We start from the raw sequence: 16,256 nt of genomic DNA on the forward strand, positions 1-16,256 counted from the left end.
TGCCGATGCGTTCACGCTGGAAACTATGGAGCGACAGGGGAATTCCGATCCCGATCCTCGGACTGGTGGCCGCACTGCTGGCGGTGGCCACCACGGTGGGGGTGATGTCGTACCGGAACTGGGATCTGTCCGGCCGGAACGATGCGCTCGAGAGCACGCTCGCCGACTATCGGCGCAAGGAAGCCGACTGCACCGCCGCCATCAAGGCCGGCACCGATTTCCTGCTGGCGGCCAATAACTTCGACTACCGCAAGCCCGATGAATGGACCGCGAAGATGGCTGCCCTCACCGCCGGTCCGGTGCACGACTATTTCGCCACTCCCAAAGTGGCGCAGGACAATACCGACTTGATCAAGGCCGGAAAACTGCGCAAGACCGCCACCGTCTCCGATGCGGCCTGCACGGCGCAGCAGGGCGGCGCGGTACGGGTGATCGCGCAGATCGACGAGAGCACGCAGAATTTCCAGACACCCGATCCGGTGAAGACGACTTCCGCCGTATGGGTGCAGCTTTCGCGCGACAGCGGCAGCTGGAAGGCCGTCGATTCCGGGCGCGGGGATCAGGCGCTGCGCGGGGATCTGGCCGCCACCCAGCCACCGGTCGCCCCCACCACCGCACAGCCGAGATAGGAGACCGACACCATGTGCGCGACAACGAAGAAGCCGGTCCGGCAACGATCCTGGCGCGACCGGCGCATAGCCCTGACCGAACGGCGCGTGCTCACCGCCCTCGCCGCCGCGGCCATCACGCTGGGCGGCAGCGCGGCGACCTGCGGCTACTTCGCGCTCGCGCGCGATGACGCCGCCGATCAGGTCAGCGCCGCCCAGGCGCACACCACCGATCGCGATGCCGCCACCAAAGCCGGATCGGACTTCCTCACCACCATGTTCACCGTCAACGACGGCAGCCTGGGTCGCTGGGACAGCGCGGTACTGGCGACCACCACCGACTCCATGCACGACCAACTCGGCCAATGGCGCACCGTGCTCGACAAACTGGTCAAGGCCCACCTCGAAATGGCAAGCACCGTAAAGGATATCGGCGTCGTCTCCCAGAACGGCGACGCACTGACCCTGCTCGCGGTCATCGAATCCACCGGCCGCACCGACCCGGACGTCAAGGAACCCGGCACCACCTACAGCTCGGCCCTGATCGACCTCCGCAAAATCGACAACACCTGGAAGATCTCCGGCTACGGCCCCGCAGGCGGCCTCCCACCCGCGGCCCCGACACCACCGGCCCCCACCCCTGACCAGAAGCCGCGCTGAGGCGAAGGAACGAATTCCATGAGCGCAGAGAAGAAGGACACACCGGTGGTCCCTGGCGAACTCGCCGTTCAGGCCGAGCCGACTCCGGCGGGCGAGTTGGAGGTTGCTGCCGATCCGGCGGGTGCGGCTGGGCATGCCGACGACGTCACCGCCGCCGAGAAGTCCGGCCTGGTTTCGGGGGTATCGGCTGCGCCGCATGATGATTCCGGGCGCGCGGCGTCAGTTGAGGATGCTGCCGAGGTTGGCAGCGGTGCAGTGTCCGTGGAGGCGGCGGGGCGCGCTCTATCCGGGCGTGCGCGGATTCGCATCGGAGATCGGGTTGGTTTCCCCGCCGTCGTCGGTGTCGCGGTGGCGGTGCTGCTATTGAGCGGTGGATTGGGTTTCGGCGCATGGCATTTCGCCGATGCGCGCGATGGGCTGCGGCATGGTGTCGCCGCGGCGGATGGGCAGGCGGCGGATCGGGCTGCGGCGCTGAAGGTCGGCGGTGATTTCCTGGCCACGGCCTACACGGTGGACGCGGTGAACGATAAGGGGATGGCCAAATGGAATGCGGCCATGACCGGTGCCACCACCGACACTCTGAAGGAGCAGGTGCGGCAGACCAAGGCGCTGTTGAGTCTGCTCGCGGAGTCCGATGCGAGCATGACCGGGGTGGTGTCCGATGCGGCGGTGATCAGCCAGAACGACACCCTGATCCGGATGCTCGCGGTGGTGAAGCTGACCGGCAAAGCGCCCGGGCAGGACGCTCCCACCACCGGGTCCGTCACCGAGTACGTCGACCTGATGAAGGTGGGCGGCCAATGGAAGGTGTTCGGGTACAAGGACATCGGCAGTAAGGCCGGTGCGGGTCAGGACGGTGCGCTGGCCGGGCTGCCCGCTGTGCAGCCGGGTCCGGCCAAGTAGGAGCTACGCGAGCGGCGTTCGATGAAATGCCGCTGGCAAATATTTCTCCAGCTCCTCGACCAACTGTCTCAGACAATGTACTCTGGCGGCAGTGTCCGGCTCCGCCGGGTGCGTTCATCGTGGAGGAGTTATTGATGACCGCGCAGACCAGGAACGCCGGAGGCGATCACACCTCTGATTCGGTCACCATAGAATTGCGCGGGCCCGCGAGTCTGCCGTTGCGCATCGCACATCCGCTGTCCTACAACACACTTCGGCGTGGAGTGAACGGGCTCGTGTGGTTGAGCCGCCTGCGGCCGGTGCACGGGCGGACCGCGATTTTCGCACCCGTCGAGCTCGCCGATCCGCTGGCGCGGGTGCTGGTTCCGCCACGCGGGACCCGGCGGCGGGCTGTCGCGTTCGACCGATTCCGCGCCGAATGGGTGTGGAATGCCAATACCGTTGACCCGCAGCGTGTTCAGGACGCCGCCATCCTCTACTTCCACGGCGGCGTCTTCATCGCGGGCGGGCTCAATTCCCATCGCCGGATCGTGGCGCGCATTGCCCGCGAGAGCGGTATGCCGCTGCTGAATGTGGATTACCGGCAGATGCCGTGGGCGCACCTGACCGAGACCATCGAGGACGCGGTCCGCGCGTACCAGTACCTACTCGACGAAGGATTCGAGCCCGAACGCATTATCTTCGCCGGGGATTCCGCCGGCGGCGGGCTGGCCTTCACCACCGCGCTGGAGGCGCGCAATCGCGGGCTGCCCATCCCGGGCGGCATCGTCGCCATCGCCCCGTGGGCGAATCTGGACTCCACCGATAAGCTCACGCACCCGAATAATGCGATCGACCCGTTGCTTTCGGCCGAGGCGCTGGCGATTCCCGCCGCCTGGGGTATCGCGGTGGACGGCAAACTGGACCCGATGCTGTCACCGGTGAATCGCGATTTCACCGGACTGCCGCCGGTGCTCATCCAGGTCGGTTCCACCGAGGTATTGCGCGCCGACGCCGATCAACTCGCGCAATGCTGTGCCGATGCGGGCGTGGAATGCCGGGTTCAAGTGTGGGACAAAGCTATTCACGTATTCCACGCGGCCGCCGATATTCTCCCCGACGCCCGCGCCGCGATCCGCGAGATCGGCGAATTCAATCAGCGCGTCGTGCACGGTGAGGTATCCGCCTGGCTCGCCCCGCGACCGCGCCTGCGCGATCGGATACTTCGACGCCGTATGGCTACATAACGGTCGTCTTGTTCGCCGCACCTGGCGCGCCCGCCCGATCCGGGTAGGCTCGCGGACAAGGGATTCGGCCGTCAACGGGAAAAGACAGGACCACGACCGTGGGCAAATCCATGACACCTCAGGATCTATTGCGCGAACTCGAGCCGGTGGCGGAGGACAATCTGAACCGGCACCTATCGGTGGCCAAACCCTGGCATCCCCACGATTTCGTGCCGTGGGACGAAGGCCGTAATTTCGCCGCCATGGGCGGAATCGATTGGGATCCCGACCAATCCAAGCTGAGCCCGCTCGCACGCGCCGCCATGATCACCAACCTGCTCACCGAGGACAATCTGCCCTCCTACCACCGGTTGATCTCCGATTCCTTCTCCCGCGACCGCGCCTGGCGCACCTGGGTGGATCGCTGGACCGCCGAGGAGAACCGGCACGGCATCGCCATCCGCGACTATCTGGTCGTCACCCGCGGCGTCGACCCGGTCGCCCTGGAGAACGCCCGCATGATCTGCATGGGTCAGGGCGTCGACGACCCCACCGGCACCGGTGACCACAGTGTCCTCCCCGGCGTCGCCTATGTGACCTTCCAAGAGCTGGCCACCCGGGTCTCACATCGCAATACCGGCAAGGTCTGCGATGACCCCATCGCCGATCGCCTGCTCGCACGCATCGCCACCGATGAGAACCTGCACATGGTCTTCTACCGCAATATCTGCGCCGCGGCCCTGGACCTGGTCCCCGACGACGCCCTCGAAGCCATCTCGGCGGTCATCCTCAACTTCAAAATGCCCGGCGCGGGCATGCCCGACTTCCGCCGCAACAGCGTTCTGCTCGCCAAACACGGCATCTACGACCTCCGCCAGCACCTGGACGAGGTCCTCCTCCCGGTCCTGCGCAAGTGGAACATCTTCGACCGCACCGACTTCACCCCCCGCGGCGACCGCATTCGCGACGACCTGGCCGCCCACCTCGACCAACTGGCCAAGGACGTCCTCCGCTTCGAAGAACAGCGCGACCGCTCCCTGGCCCGCGAAGCCGCCCGCCGCGCCCGCGAGTCCGTCTAGCGTCACCCGACCCGCGATCTCCCCCCTCGTCATCCCGGCATGCTTTTGGCCGGGATCCACACGCACGCATCGATCACCTTCTCGACCGAAGAACCTCCATCGCCGCGCCCTGTGGATGGCGAACTGGTTATCCACATAATCGGTTTCGCGAGTCCGCGTATGCGGTTCGAGTCCTAGTGTTGAGCTTCGACGAAGGGGAGCTCATGGGGGATCTACTGCGCGCCGACCTGGACGCACTGCGCGCCATGGCAGCCGCCGTCCGGGTGGAGGCCGAGACCATCGCCGCGATCGATCCGGTCGATCTGATCGCGAAAGTCGGCCCGGCCATGCCGAATTCCGCTATCGGCACGGCAGCCGCTGGAGCGGGTGCGCCGATCGCGGCCGCGCTGCGTGAACTCGCCGAACGCTTGACCGCACTATCGGGCGTGGTCGAACACGGCGTGAAGTCCTACGAGGAGGTGGACGCCGCGCTAGGAGCTCAGCTCGACAGCTATATGCGCGGGTCGTCCTAACCAGTTCGCCCATTCGGCCGGAGTTCACCGACAGGCGCTGTGGCGGTGAGGAGGGGAGGGACTTGGTTCGAGCTACGATGTCGCAGGTGCGGGGTTGGCAGCCAGATGCTGCCGGGGTGGCGAGTGATGCCGTGGTCGAGGCGAATCTGCGGTTCGTCGCAGCCATGCGCGAGGTCGGGCGACAGGTTGATGCGACTGTGCTCGGGTGGCGGGGAGCGGCGGCCACCGCGGGGGAGCTGCGCGCACTCGGGGCGCAGCTGACGGCGAATCATATCGGTGCGGCCGTCGCCGATATCGCCGATGCGCTCGCCGACGCCGCCGCGCTCGCACATGTCTGCGCGCTGGTTCGCGAGATCGAGAGCGATGCCGTCGCCAACGGCTGCGTAGTCGATGAGGACGGACGCGTCATCGCGCCGAAGGCTGATACCGGTAATGCCGCGTTGGATCTCGTCTTGCAGGCGTGCTTCGAGGCGAAGGCGGCGGCGCTGCACGCTCGGCTGACGCCATTGCTCGATCTGGCGGGGGAGACCGATGCGCGGGTCGGGGCTCGGCTCGCCGCCGCGGTGTCGGCTTTGGTCGCGCTGGGCACCGATCCGCAGGGCGGGCCGATGGATCAGCGGGTGCGATCGATCCTCGACGGGAACGCTTTCCTGCCCGATAATCCGAAAGCCCTTGCGGAGCTGTGGGATTCACTCTCACCCGCTGACCAGGACGCGCTGTTCGCGTTCGATCCGCTGATCGGGAATCGGGACGGGCTGCCCGCGGTGGCGCGCGATTTCTACAACCGCGTCGATCTGGACCGATTGCGCACCGCCGCGACGGCCGAACTGAGCGCACTCGACGCCCTGCATCCGGGCTGGGCCGACCGCACGAACCTTCCCGATACCGCCCACGACTGGCATGTGCTGTGGCGCTGGGAGGAGCAACGGCAGCTGGTCCGCGCCCGGCTCGCGGACTACACGGCGGTGACCGTCGCCGCCGCGCACACCGAATCCGGCGGCCCGCCAAGGTTTCTGCTCGGCGTCGACACTCGCGGACAGGGCGCGATAGCCCTGAACAATCCCGACGCCGCGAGCAATATCGCGACCTTCGTACCCGGCACCGCGTCACCGCTGTCGGGTATCGGCACGGGGGTGGGCCGGGCGCGAGCGCTGCTCGAGGCGGCGGGCCGAGCCGACAGGTCGGCGCGCACTTCGGTCATCGCCTGGTACGGCTATGCCGCGCCGCCCGTACTCGGCAGCGCGCTCGACGACGGCTATGCCGAGGACGGTGCGCCCGCGCTGGATCAATTCGAGAACGGCTTGCGTGTGACGCATGCCGCGATGCCGTCCAATAACACCGTTGTCGGGCACAGCTACGGCAGTACGTTAATTGGTGTGGCCGCCAGTCACGGCAATTCCATCGCGGCCGACAATCTGATCTTCGTGGGCAGTCCGGGCGTGGAAGTCGATCGCGCCGTCGAATTGCGTTTGGACGGCATCGATCCCGCGCACAATCGCGCGCACGTCTTCGCCACAGCCGATCCGGCCGACCCGATCCCGAAACTCGGGCATTTCATCCACGGCACGGATCCGACCGATCCCGATTTCGGCGCAACGGTTTTCGGCTCCTCGGGTGCGACGCTCGACCTGCCGCTACTACGCGAACTCCCGATCGATCCCTGGGCGCACGGCAACTATTGGGATACCGCGAATCCGGCATTGCGCACGCAGGGCGAAATCATTGCGGGCCGCTATCGCCCCTGATCGCCGCTGACCGCAAACACCGTCCCGCGGAGTGCGCAAATGGGTTGCGGGTACATAGCGGAGGTGCGAGTAAAGCATGAATTGGCCAGCTGACCAACTTGGTTTGAAACGGTTGGGTTCATGCTAGGGTTCCCGGCAGTACAGGCGGGAAATCGGAGACAAATGCGCACCGAGGACATCAACAGGAAGTTCAAACTGCATGACGAGCGCAGGCTTGCCGCGCAACTTCCGGAGCAGTTGCAGGGTCTTGATGTGGTCGGTTTTGTCAGGGTCGACGAGTTTCCGGCAGAGTTGCTGAACTCCTTCGGGGAGTTCGCCGCGGCCACCGTCGAGCCGTTCACCCGGATCTACCGCAATGCCCAGCCCAATCGCATCGACGCCTGGTTGCTGGAGTTGCTGCGCCTGGGCCGGATCGGCGATCGCTTCTTCCTGCGCACCGGACTCGAGTACTTCCCCTGGGCGGATTGCCGGGTACTGGACCACCGCTGGCTGGAATCGCTGCGCCGGGTGATCGGCCCGAATCAGGGCTTCATCTCCCAGGACAAGACCTCGGCCGCCATGACCATCGGCGCACAGTACGAAATGCTGGGCTTCCTGCGACCGGTCCCGCCCCCGGAGGCGATCGCGCCGAGCGCCACCGAGCAGACCGTTCTGCTCTCGGCCGTTCCCGAACGGCCCGCCGACCTCGAAACCACCATGCTCATCTCGCGGGTGGAGACCTCCGCGCCGACCGAGCGCATGACTCGCGAGCCGATTCGCCCGGCCGAGGACGTATCCGCGCCCAGCGAACAGTTCTGATTCCGCGCGATTCGGCGTGCGCGTCCGGGGGTGAGTCGCGGCCGAACCGCTTTCGGCCCCACACCGTGGTTCTGGTACCAGCGGATCGCCGAATCGAAGGTGCCGGAATATGTGGACATTTCACGGCCTGCCCGTGCACGTACTGCTCGTGCACGGCATTGTCGTCCTGGTACCGCTGACCGCGGTGCTGTTGATCGTATGCGGGGTGTGGCCCGCGGCCAGGAGGCGTTTCATCTGGCCGACCGCCGCGCTCGCGGTACTGGTGACGGCGTTGACGCCGTTGACCATCGAAGCGGGGGAGTGGTTGCAGCAGCGGCTCGGTTCACCACCGCTGATCGATCAGCACGCGCACTTGGGCGGGCAGATGCTGTATTTCGTTGTCCCCCTGCTGATCACCGCGGCACTGCTGGTGCTGGTGCAGGTGCGCGAGGGACGGGGCAAACCGCTGGGACGAGCGCTGCTCGTACTCGTGGCGGTGCTCACGGTGGCGGCCGGATCGGCGGCCATGGTGCAGACCTATCGGGTCGGCGACTCGGGAGCCCGCGCGGTGTGGACCGGCGTCGGAAGTTGAATCCGTCGCATCCGAGATTGTCGTGACCCGGCGCCCGGTCTGCGGGCGGGCGCCGGGTCACGGCAACCCGGCACGGTCAGACCTTGCGGATGACCGTGACGACTTTGCCGAGAATCTGGGCGTCATTGCCCGGAATCGGCTCGAACAGCGGGTTGTGCGGCATCAGCAACACCTGGGAACCGGTGCGCTTGAAGGTCTTCACGGTGGCCTCGCCGTCGATCATGGCGGCGACGATATCGCCGTTATCGGCCACGTTCTGCTGGCGTACGACCACCCAGTCGCCATCGCAGATGGCGGCTTCGATCATGGACTGGCCGACGACCTTCAGCAGGAACAGTGAACCCTCACCGACCAATTCGCGCGGCAGCGGGAACACATCCTCCACCGCCTGCTCGGCCAGTATCGGACCACCGGCCGCGATCCGGCCCAGTACCGGCACGTAGGTGGGGATCGGGTGATCGCCCGTGCCATCCGATTCGGTGGTGACCGAACGCAACTGCGCCACACCGGAACTGGCGCGCAATGCCGTTTCGTCCAGCCCGCGCACGTCTACCGCCCGGGGTCTGTTCGGATCGCGGCGCAGATAGCCCTTGCGTTCCAGGGCGCGTAGCTGATGCGCCACCGAGGAGGTCGAAGTGAGGCCGACGGCGTCACCGATCTCCCGAATGCTGGGGGGATAACCGCGGTCGCTCACCGAGCTTCGGATGACCTCTAGCACCTTGCGCTGGCGGACGGTGAGATCCGTCCCCGTGCCGGATGTTTCGGCTCCATCCCCGATCTGGTCGGCTGGACCGTTGTCACCCTCCACAGCGCCGTGTTCGCTCACCGCCGCAGTCCTCCGTTCACCGCTGTGTCTCACCGGAATTGGCCTCCGAGGCGACTCGCGCCGCACGTCCGGAGATCTCGTGCCTCGACTGTAGACCGAGACTCGCGGCTGATCAAACATCTGTTCGACGCATGTCGCGCGAATACGCGACATTGTCGGTCGAACGTGGTAGAAATTCGAACATCAGTTCTTCGAACACATGAGCGAGTCAACCGTCCAGAGTTATACGGCAGGTCAACCCGGGAGGTTTCTTCGATGCGCACTCTGATCAGCGAATTAGACACCGTTGGAAGCGATTTCGGCTTCGACAGCATCCCCTGGGAGCTGCGCGCCGCTCGTGGTCCCGAACGCGTCGCCGCGGGGCTCGGTCTGCCCGCGGCGGACCGGCGGCCATGCCGCGCCCGGGTGCAGCCCGTCGGCCGCGCCCATGCGCGCGTCGGCCGCCCGCATATCGTGACGCGCCGTCCCGTCGGCCAATCCCGCGGTATGCATCCGCTCAATCGCGTCCAGCGCGCGCAGATCGGCTTCGCCGCGCTCGCGCTCACCGCCCTGATGACCGCGATGGCGGTCGTCGGCTTGATCGCCCTCGCGCAATTGCGCGCCGGCGAATTCGGTTCGCAGACGGCCTCGGTCGTCGATGTGGCGCCCGCGCCCGCGCACTGATCCGATGCGCCACCGCGCTCCGGATCCGGCCTGCACCACAGGGGATGGCGGTGCAGTCGCCACGAGATTGCGAGCGCGGTCGCCCCGCGATAGCCAGCCGCCCGGCGGGCGGCTGCCCCGTAATCGATAGGGAAGCCCGGCCAGTCGGTGTGGCCGGAAATGCAGATTAAAAACTGAAACGCGTTGCTACGGTGCCCCAGATGTGACACAGGCTACAGTCACGCCGGCCCCGGGTGGACCGGCGTGTATCGCAAGGGGACACCATGGCGCAGGGCACCGCCCGCACGCGGGCAGGCGTGCACGCACCACACCGACCGGACTCCGAATCCGCACGAGCCCACCGGTATTCACGCACGTCGGATCTCGTTCGAGCGTCCCTCGGTGCCCGAGCGGGGCACGCGGGTGATCATGGTCGAGGCGAGTGCGGGGATCGAGTTGATGCGATCGGCCGCGTCGATCGTGCGGGGCGGATCGTTGCAGTCGGTCGAGCCGATTCGGTGGGCCATGCCGATGGAGATATGCGAATCGCGCATGACATGCACGCTCGTCGGGTGGCCGGGCCGATCGGCAGGACCGGTTCACCTCGCCCGGGTGTGCTGTTGGCCGCGTTGATCGCGCTGGTCTTCGGGTTCGTCGCGGTTCCGGCGCAGGCCGAATCCGCGTACGCCGCATATCTGGATCTGCCGTCCGTCAATGGGGACGGTGCGGGCGGGGGTGGGTTGAATCCCGCGCTGCCGCTCGATCCGGAGGAATTGCGCGGTGCGCTCGATCAGGCTCGGGCCGCCGGGGTCGCGCCGCAGCGGTATGCGACTCTGCTGCATCAGTATTGGCTGACGGTCGCCACCCGCAATGCCGATATCGACCTGGGCGCTTGGGATCCCGCGCGCGGCGTGCCCGCGAACTCGCGAACCTTCGTACAGGTGTACGTGAATTACCTGCGGCTCAATAACGAGCATCCGGACTTCTACTGGGTCGGGCTGGCCGGGCTGGCGGGCGGATCGTTCGCCTCCGGCTTCTTCGATATGGGCGATGTGGCCAATATCGTGAGCGTCCCGGGCGTGCATCAGTTGGGCGGCGCGGTCGCCGATCTGCTGCGCGGCACGCCGGCCGAACTGCTGAATCTGCTGCCCGCCGATATCAAGACGCTCGGCACCGAGGGCGAGCGGCTCACCGCCGAGGATCTGATCTGGTACCAGACCCGGCTGATGATCATGCAGAAGCACATCTTCATCGACCAGGTGCCCATGCACGAGGCCTACGCCGCCGCGGGCCTGGCCGGGGTCGAGGAGATGTACCGCGCGGGCGTGCTGGACCAGAACGCCGTCACCGCCTGGCGTGAGATCGACCACGGTGACGCGGCCGGTCTGGCCGATGCCGCGCTGCGCATGACCGACCGCGAACAGAACCAGATCATCGCCGATCAATGGGATGTCACCTCGTCCGGGCGCGGGGTGATGGGCCGGGTCATGACCTATGTGAGCACCGTCGCGGGCAAGGCCGCCGTACCCGGCGTCCTGGCCCCGGGTGTGTTCGCGCCCACCACCATCACCGCGGGCGGTATGTCCCTGCGCACCCCGCTGCCCGATTTCAACTGGGCCGATCGCGACACGCGCTGGAACTACATCACCCACGACCTGCTGCCGCGCTATCTGGAGCTCTCCGCGAACCAGCCCATCGCGAGACCCATTCTGGCCGAACCGTTTACGGACAAACTCGCATCCGGCCGACTGCTCCGCAGGCTCCCGGATCTGCTCGGTGATCTCACCGCGCAATGGCAGCTGACCACCTGATTGCGGCCGCTCACCCGGGCGGACGCACGCCGACTTCGCCGGTCCGGGTATCCTCGAGGTTGCTGAGGAGCCCAGGCCCCGACGAAGGATCCCCCGGATGCATTGCCCGTACTGTCGTCACCCAGACTCGAGGGTGGTCGACTCGCGTGAGGCCGAAGAAGGCAGCGCCATCAGAAGGCGACGTGCCTGTCCGGAGTGTGGGCGCAGGTTCTCGACGGTCGAAACCGCGATCCTGTCGGTGGTCAAGCGCAGCGGCGTGAGCGAACCGTTCAGCCGCGAGAAGGTGGTGCGCGGTGTCCGCCGCGCCTGCCAGGGCCGCGAGGTCGATGACGACGCTCTCAACCTGCTCGCACAGCAGGTCGAGGATGCGGTGCGCGCCAAGGGCTCTCCCGAGGTGCCCAGCCATGAGGTCGGCCTGGCCATCCTCGGCCCGCTGCGCGATCTCGATGAGGTCGCCTACCTCCGCTTCGCCTCGGTGTACCGATCCTTCAGTTCCGCCGAGGATTTCGAGCAGGAGATCGCCTCGCTCCGCAAACACCGCGCCGAACACGCGGTGGGCGCGACCGCCTCCGACTGACGGATAACCCCTCCGCCACCAAACGAATTCGTGCCCACCTGCTCGAAAGCGGGTGGGCATGACCGGTTGGATATCGCCCGCGCCCGCGCGAGCCGCCGTACAGGGTTCCGATGAGCGCCCGGATACGCCACGGCGTTGGTCAGCGCTTGGCCGGGGGCCGCCGGGCGGCGTCGATGGCCTTTTCGATGCGTTTGGTGGAGACGGCGTAGGGAGTGCCGAGCTGCTGCGCGAAGAGGCTGACGCGGAGTTCCTCGATCATCCACCAGATTTCGAGGATGTCGCGGCCATTGCGGCGGCCTTCGGGGAGCAGTTCCAGCAGGCGATCGTAAGCGGCGTGCACGCGGTCCAACTCGGCCATGCCCGCGCGATCGCGATTGGCCGAGGCGGGGAGTGCTTCCAGACGCAGCCGGGCTGCTTCCAGATAGCGGGGCAGTTCGCGCAAACGCGTACTGCCCCATTCGGAGACGAAGCCGCGGAAGACCAGATCGTCGAGTTGATGGGTGACGTCCTGGGCGGCTTCGCGGTCGCGGGTGTCGGCCAGCGCCGCACGTACGCGATGCGCCTCCGCCAGGACCGGGACCACCAAACGCACTGTCTGGGCGACGGTTCCGGTGAAATTCGGGCGCACCTTGTCCACCAGCGCCTTGAACTGCTCGGGGCTGCGCACCGGACCGCCGTGCTTGGCGATCAGTTCATCGGCGGCGCAGGCACGGCAGTCCTCCAGCAGTCCGTCCAGTGAACCGTACGGATTCTGGCTCAGCGCAAGGCGATCGGTGGGCGGCAATGCCGCGGTCACCGACCGTGCCGAGGTGGGCAGCGCGTTGAGCAGCAGCGTGCGGGTACCGGTGCGCATGGCCGCGGCCTGCTCATTGGGTGAGCTGAGCACCCGCACCGCGACGCCGTCACCCTCGGAAACCAGTGCGGGATAACCGGTAATGGTCTGCCCGCCGACCTGACGGCGCACCGTCGGCTCCAGCGTGCCGAGCGATTCGGAGGTCCACACCGCGGCCGGGGCGCGCTCGGCGGCGGCGGTCGCCCGCGCCACCGATTTCGACACCTGCGGTGCGAGACGGGTTTTCAGCGCCGCGAGACTCTTGTCACGATCGACGATGGTGCCCGCGCCGTCGGTGGCGGCGAAGGTCACGCGCAGATGATCGGGCAGCGCCGCCGGATCGATATCGGCGGGCGCGATGGTGGCCGATCCGAGCCGGGACAGCTCGCGTGCCAGCCCGGTGCGCAGCGGTTCCGCGCGCGGAGTCAGCGCCGCCAGTGCGGCATTCGCGAAATCGGGTGCGGGCACGACCAGTCGGCGCAGCTGTTTGGGCAGTGTCTTGATGAGCGCGGTGGCGAGCTCCTCGCGCATACCGGGCACCAGCCAGTCGAAGCCGACCGCGCGCACATGCGCCAACTGCGGCACCGGAATGTGCACCGTCACACCGTCATCGGCATTGCCGGGCTCGAATTGATAGGTGAGCGGGAAGATCAGCTCACCCTGTCGCCAGCTGTCCGGGTACGCGGTCGGATCGAGCAGTGCCGCATCCTCATTGACCACGGTCGAGGCGGTGAAATCCAGCAGTGCCGGATCCTGCCGCTGCGCCTTGCGCCACCAACTGTCGAAATGCCGCACCGACACCACATCGGCCGGAATGCGGCCGTCGTAGAAATCGAACAGCACCTGATCGTCGACCAGGATGTCGCGCCGCCGCACCCGATGCTCCAAATCGGCCACATCGTCGAGCAATTCGCGATTCCGCTCGAAGAACTCGTGCCGCGTCTGCCATTCGCCCTGCACCAGCGCGTGCCGGATGAACAGCTCGCGCGAGAGCTCCGGATCGATCCGCCCGAAATCCACCCGCCGCTGCGTGACCAGTGGAATCCCATACAGCGTCACCCGCTCGTAGGCCAGCGCCGCACCCCGCTTGGACGACCAATGCGGTTCGGAGTAGGTGCGTTTCACCAACTCCCCGGCGAGCCGTTCGGCCCATTCGGGTTCGATCCGAGCCGCCGTCCGGCCCCACAGCCGCGACGTCTCCACCAACTCGGCCGCCATCACCCAGCGCGGTGCCTTCTTGGCCAGCGACGACCCCGGGAAGATCATGAACTTCGCATTGCGCGCGCCCAGGAACTCTCGGCTCTCGGCCTCCCGCACCCCGATATGCGACAGCATGCCCGCCAGCAACGCCTGATGAATCGACGTCACATCCCACGGCATGGCCTCATCCGCCGCGGCCGCCTGTGCCGCCAGCCGAATGGAAAGGTCGCCCCTGCCCGAGTTCGCGGAATTCTCCGCTCCCGCAGCCTTGTTCGCGGTGGTGCGTCCGCCGCCGCGGCGGTTTCTGCGGCCGCCCTCGGGGGGTCCGCCGTCGGCCTGTTCGGTGTCGTCACCGGAACGCTGTGCACCGCTTGCGGATTGGTCGCCATCGGTGGACCAGCCGAGGCCGCGGGTGATGGTGCGGAGCTGACCGTGCAGGTCCTGCCATTCGCGGATGCGCAGGTAGTGCAGGAATTCGTCGCGGCACATGCGGCGGAACTGGTTGGAGGACAGCGATTTACGCTGCTCGCCGAGGTAGTCCCAGAGCTTGAGGTACGCCAGGAAGTCCGAGCCGTCCACATTGAAGCGGGCGTGTTTGGTGTCGGCGGCCTGCTGGAATTCCACCGGGCGCTCGCGCACATCCTGAATCGACAGCGCGGCGACGATGATCAGCACTTCGGCCAGACACCCGGTGCGATTGGCCTCGACCAGCATGCGCGCCATGCGCGGATCCACCGGCAGCTGCGCCATTTCCCGGCCGATGGGCGTGAGAACCAGTCCGGCGTCCGGTATTTCGGCCCGGTCGGCCTCCTCGGTGCGCCGGGCGAGCGCGCCCAACTCCTCGAGCAGTGCGATGCCATCGCGAATCGCGCGATTGTCGGGGGCCTCCACGAACGGGAAGCTCTCGATATCGCCGAGCCCGAGCGCGGTCATCTGCAGGATGACCGCGGCCAGATTCGTGCGCAGGATCTCGGGTTCGGTGAACTGCGGGCGCGATTCGAAATCGTCCTCGGAGTACAGCCGGATCGCGATGCCGTCCGCGACACGACCGCAACGCCCCGAGCGCTGCCGCGCCGACGCCTGCGAAATCGGTTCGATGGGCAGCCGCTGCACCTTGGTGCGCATCGAGTACCGCGAAATGCGCGCCGTACCCGGGTCCACTACATAGCGAATCCCCGGCACGGTCAGCGAGGTCTCGGCGACATTGGTCGCCAGCACCACGCGCCGCCCGGCATGTGAACTGAACACCTTGTGCTGTTCGGCCGCCGACAGCCGCGCGTACAGCGGCAGAATCTCGGTGCGCGGCAATCGCATATCGCGCAGCGTGTCCGCGGTATCGCGGATTTCGCGCTCACCGGACAGGAACACCAGAATGTCCCCGTCGCCCTCGGCGAGCAGTTCGCGCACCGCGTCCCCGATGGCATCGGTGGGATCGCGATCCACCACCTGCGTGTCCTCGTCATCGGGATCATCCGAGGTGAGCGGAACCTCCAGCGAGAGCGGCTGATACCGGATCTCCACCGGGAAGGATCGCCCCGACACCTCCACAATCGGTGCGGGCGTGCCCTTCTCATCGCTGAAGTGCCGCGCGAACAGCTCCGGATCGATGGTGGCCGAGGTGATGATGAGCTTGAGATCCGGCCGCTTGGGCAGCAGCTGCTTCAGATATCCCATCAGGAAGTCGATATTCAGCGACCGCTCATGCGCCTCATCGATAATGATGGTGTCGTAGCGGCGAAGTAGCCGATCCCGCTGGATCTCGGCAAGCAGAATGCCGTCGGTCATGAGCTTGACCAGCGTGCGATCCGACGCCTGATCGGTGAAGCGGACGGTATAGCCGACCACATCACCCAGTTCACCGCCGAGTTCCTCGGCAATGCGCTCGGCCACGGTGCGCGCGGCCAACCGCCGCGGCTGGGTATGCCCGATGGTGCCGCGCACGCCCCGCCCGAGTTCGAGGCAGATCTTCGGAATCTGGGTGGTCTTACCCGAGCCGGTCTCACCGGCCACGATCACGACCTGATGCTCGGCGATGGCCTTGGCGATATCGTCGCGGCGCGCGGACACCGGCAGCTGTTCCGGGTACCGGATCTCGGGCACGGCGGCGCGGCGGGCGTCGACGCGGCGTTGAGCGGCGTCGATATCTGTTTCGAGTTGAGTGAGGTCACCGCCGCGGACCTGGTCGAGACGCCGACGCAACCGATGTTCGTCGCGGATCGAGAGGTCGGCCAGGCGGGAACGCAGCTCGCGAGAAGTGGCGGCAGTCCTGGTCATTGCACCGTCAAGC

The 16,256-nt window shown here is 66.9% G+C and carries 15 protein-coding genes; 12 read left to right on the top strand and 3 right to left on the bottom strand.

Annotated elements, in window-relative coordinates:
• Positions 1–5 precede the first annotated feature (5 nt).
• From ACFC4D_RS31020 to ACFC4D_RS31060, 9 genes are all read left to right on the top strand, one after another.
• Entirely contained in the window at positions 6–629 is a 624-nt protein-coding gene (locus ACFC4D_RS31020) for a hypothetical protein (RefSeq protein ID WP_376068533.1), read from the top strand.
• Positions 630–641: 12 nt separating this feature from the next.
• Positions 642–1,268 (top strand): hypothetical protein, encoded by a 627-nt coding sequence (locus ACFC4D_RS31025; protein WP_376068534.1) that lies wholly within the window; start codon positions 642–644, stop codon positions 1,266–1,268.
• Between the two features lie 18 nt (positions 1,269–1,286).
• On the top strand, positions 1,287–2,171 hold the full coding sequence (locus ACFC4D_RS31030; RefSeq protein WP_376068536.1) for a hypothetical protein: 885 nt from the start codon (positions 1,287–1,289) through the stop codon (positions 2,169–2,171).
• Positions 2,172–2,305: 134 nt separating this feature from the next.
• A complete protein-coding gene (locus ACFC4D_RS31035; RefSeq protein ID WP_376068538.1) occupies positions 2,306–3,397 on the top strand; it encodes an alpha/beta hydrolase in 1,092 nt (363 codons plus the stop codon).
• Positions 3,398–3,507: 110 nt separating this feature from the next.
• Positions 3,508–4,455, top strand: a complete 948-nt coding sequence (locus ACFC4D_RS31040) for an acyl-ACP desaturase (protein WP_376068693.1) — start codon at positions 3,508–3,510, stop codon at positions 4,453–4,455.
• Positions 4,456–4,634: 179 nt separating this feature from the next.
• Entirely contained in the window at positions 4,635–4,967 is a 333-nt protein-coding gene (locus tag ACFC4D_RS31045; RefSeq protein ID WP_376068540.1) for a hypothetical protein, read from the top strand.
• A gap of 116 nt (positions 4,968–5,083) precedes the next feature.
• A complete protein-coding gene (locus tag ACFC4D_RS31050; RefSeq protein WP_376068542.1) occupies positions 5,084–6,712 on the top strand; it encodes an alpha/beta hydrolase in 1,629 nt (542 codons plus the stop codon).
• 162 nt (positions 6,713–6,874) lie between these two features.
• A complete protein-coding gene (locus tag ACFC4D_RS31055; protein ID WP_375954212.1) occupies positions 6,875–7,510 on the top strand; it encodes a hypothetical protein in 636 nt (211 codons plus the stop codon).
• Positions 7,511–7,619: 109 nt separating this feature from the next.
• A complete protein-coding gene (locus tag ACFC4D_RS31060; RefSeq protein WP_375954210.1) occupies positions 7,620–8,081 on the top strand; it encodes a DUF2231 domain-containing protein in 462 nt (153 codons plus the stop codon).
• Between the two features lie 76 nt (positions 8,082–8,157).
• On the opposite strand, the gene lexA is transcribed toward ACFC4D_RS31060, so the two are convergent.
• Positions 8,158–8,859 (bottom strand): transcriptional repressor LexA, encoded by a 702-nt coding sequence (gene lexA, locus ACFC4D_RS31065; RefSeq protein WP_364632796.1) that lies wholly within the window; start codon positions 8,857–8,859, stop codon positions 8,158–8,160.
• 303 nt (positions 8,860–9,162) lie between these two features.
• Here lexA and ACFC4D_RS31070 point away from each other — a divergent pair, with 303 nt between their 5' ends.
• On the top strand, positions 9,163–9,570 hold the full coding sequence (locus ACFC4D_RS31070; protein WP_375954209.1) for a hypothetical protein: 408 nt from the start codon (positions 9,163–9,165) through the stop codon (positions 9,568–9,570).
• A 347-nt stretch (positions 9,571–9,917) separates the two neighbouring features.
• Here the strand turns inward: ACFC4D_RS31070 and ACFC4D_RS31075 are convergent, their stop codons facing one another.
• Complete coding sequence (locus tag ACFC4D_RS31075) at positions 9,918–10,103, bottom strand: hypothetical protein (protein ID WP_376068543.1); 186 nt, start codon at positions 10,101–10,103, stop codon at positions 9,918–9,920.
• On the opposite strand from ACFC4D_RS31075, the gene ACFC4D_RS31080 reads away from it, so the two are divergent.
• Both ACFC4D_RS31080 and nrdR read left to right on the top strand, forming a co-directional pair.
• A complete protein-coding gene (locus tag ACFC4D_RS31080; protein ID WP_376068544.1) occupies positions 10,089–11,360 on the top strand; it encodes a hypothetical protein in 1,272 nt (423 codons plus the stop codon). The genes ACFC4D_RS31075 and ACFC4D_RS31080 overlap by 15 nt on opposite strands.
• Positions 11,361–11,457: 97 nt before the next feature.
• Entirely contained in the window at positions 11,458–11,937 is a 480-nt protein-coding gene (nrdR, locus tag ACFC4D_RS31085; protein WP_364631378.1) for a transcriptional regulator NrdR, read from the top strand.
• Positions 11,938–12,076: 139 nt separating this feature from the next.
• Here the strand turns inward: nrdR and hrpA are convergent, their stop codons facing one another.
• Entirely contained in the window at positions 12,077–16,243 is a 4,167-nt protein-coding gene (gene hrpA / locus ACFC4D_RS31090) for an ATP-dependent RNA helicase HrpA (protein WP_376068546.1), read from the bottom strand.
• Positions 16,244–16,256 lie beyond the last annotated feature (13 nt).

It is taken from the genome of Nocardia sp. NPDC056000 (assembly GCF_042269265.1).
Taxonomy (GTDB): domain Bacteria; phylum Actinomycetota; class Actinomycetes; order Mycobacteriales; family Mycobacteriaceae; genus Nocardia.

What these genes read in the sequence shown, in the direction of transcription:
- ACFC4D_RS31020 (WP_376068533.1), top strand. Translation starts at nt 6, where the DNA reads ATGCGTTCACGCTGGAAACTATGGAGCGACAGGGGAATTCCGATCCCG.
- ACFC4D_RS31025 (WP_376068534.1), top strand. Translation starts at nt 642, where the DNA reads ATGTGCGCGACAACGAAGAAGCCGGTCCGGCAACGATCCTGGCGCGAC.
- ACFC4D_RS31030 (WP_376068536.1), top strand. Translation starts at nt 1,287, where the DNA reads ATGAGCGCAGAGAAGAAGGACACACCGGTGGTCCCTGGCGAACTCGCC.
- ACFC4D_RS31035 (WP_376068538.1), top strand. Translation starts at nt 2,306, where the DNA reads ATGACCGCGCAGACCAGGAACGCCGGAGGCGATCACACCTCTGATTCG.
- ACFC4D_RS31040 (WP_376068693.1), top strand. Translation starts at nt 3,508, where the DNA reads ATGACACCTCAGGATCTATTGCGCGAACTCGAGCCGGTGGCGGAGGAC.
- ACFC4D_RS31055 (WP_375954212.1), top strand. Translation starts at nt 6,875, where the DNA reads ATGCGCACCGAGGACATCAACAGGAAGTTCAAACTGCATGACGAGCGC.
- ACFC4D_RS31060 (WP_375954210.1), top strand. Translation starts at nt 7,620, where the DNA reads ATGTGGACATTTCACGGCCTGCCCGTGCACGTACTGCTCGTGCACGGC.
- ACFC4D_RS31070 (WP_375954209.1), top strand. Translation starts at nt 9,163, where the DNA reads ATGCGCACTCTGATCAGCGAATTAGACACCGTTGGAAGCGATTTCGGC.
- ACFC4D_RS31080 (WP_376068544.1), top strand. Translation starts at nt 10,089, where the DNA reads ATGCGAATCGCGCATGACATGCACGCTCGTCGGGTGGCCGGGCCGATC.
- ACFC4D_RS31075 (WP_376068543.1), bottom strand. Translation starts at nt 10,103, where the DNA reads ATGCGCGATTCGCATATCTCCATCGGCATGGCCCACCGAATCGGCTCG.
- nrdR (WP_364631378.1), top strand. Translation starts at nt 11,458, where the DNA reads ATGCATTGCCCGTACTGTCGTCACCCAGACTCGAGGGTGGTCGACTCG.
- hrpA (WP_376068546.1), bottom strand. Translation starts at nt 16,243, where the DNA reads ATGACCAGGACTGCCGCCACTTCTCGCGAGCTGCGTTCCCGCCTGGCC.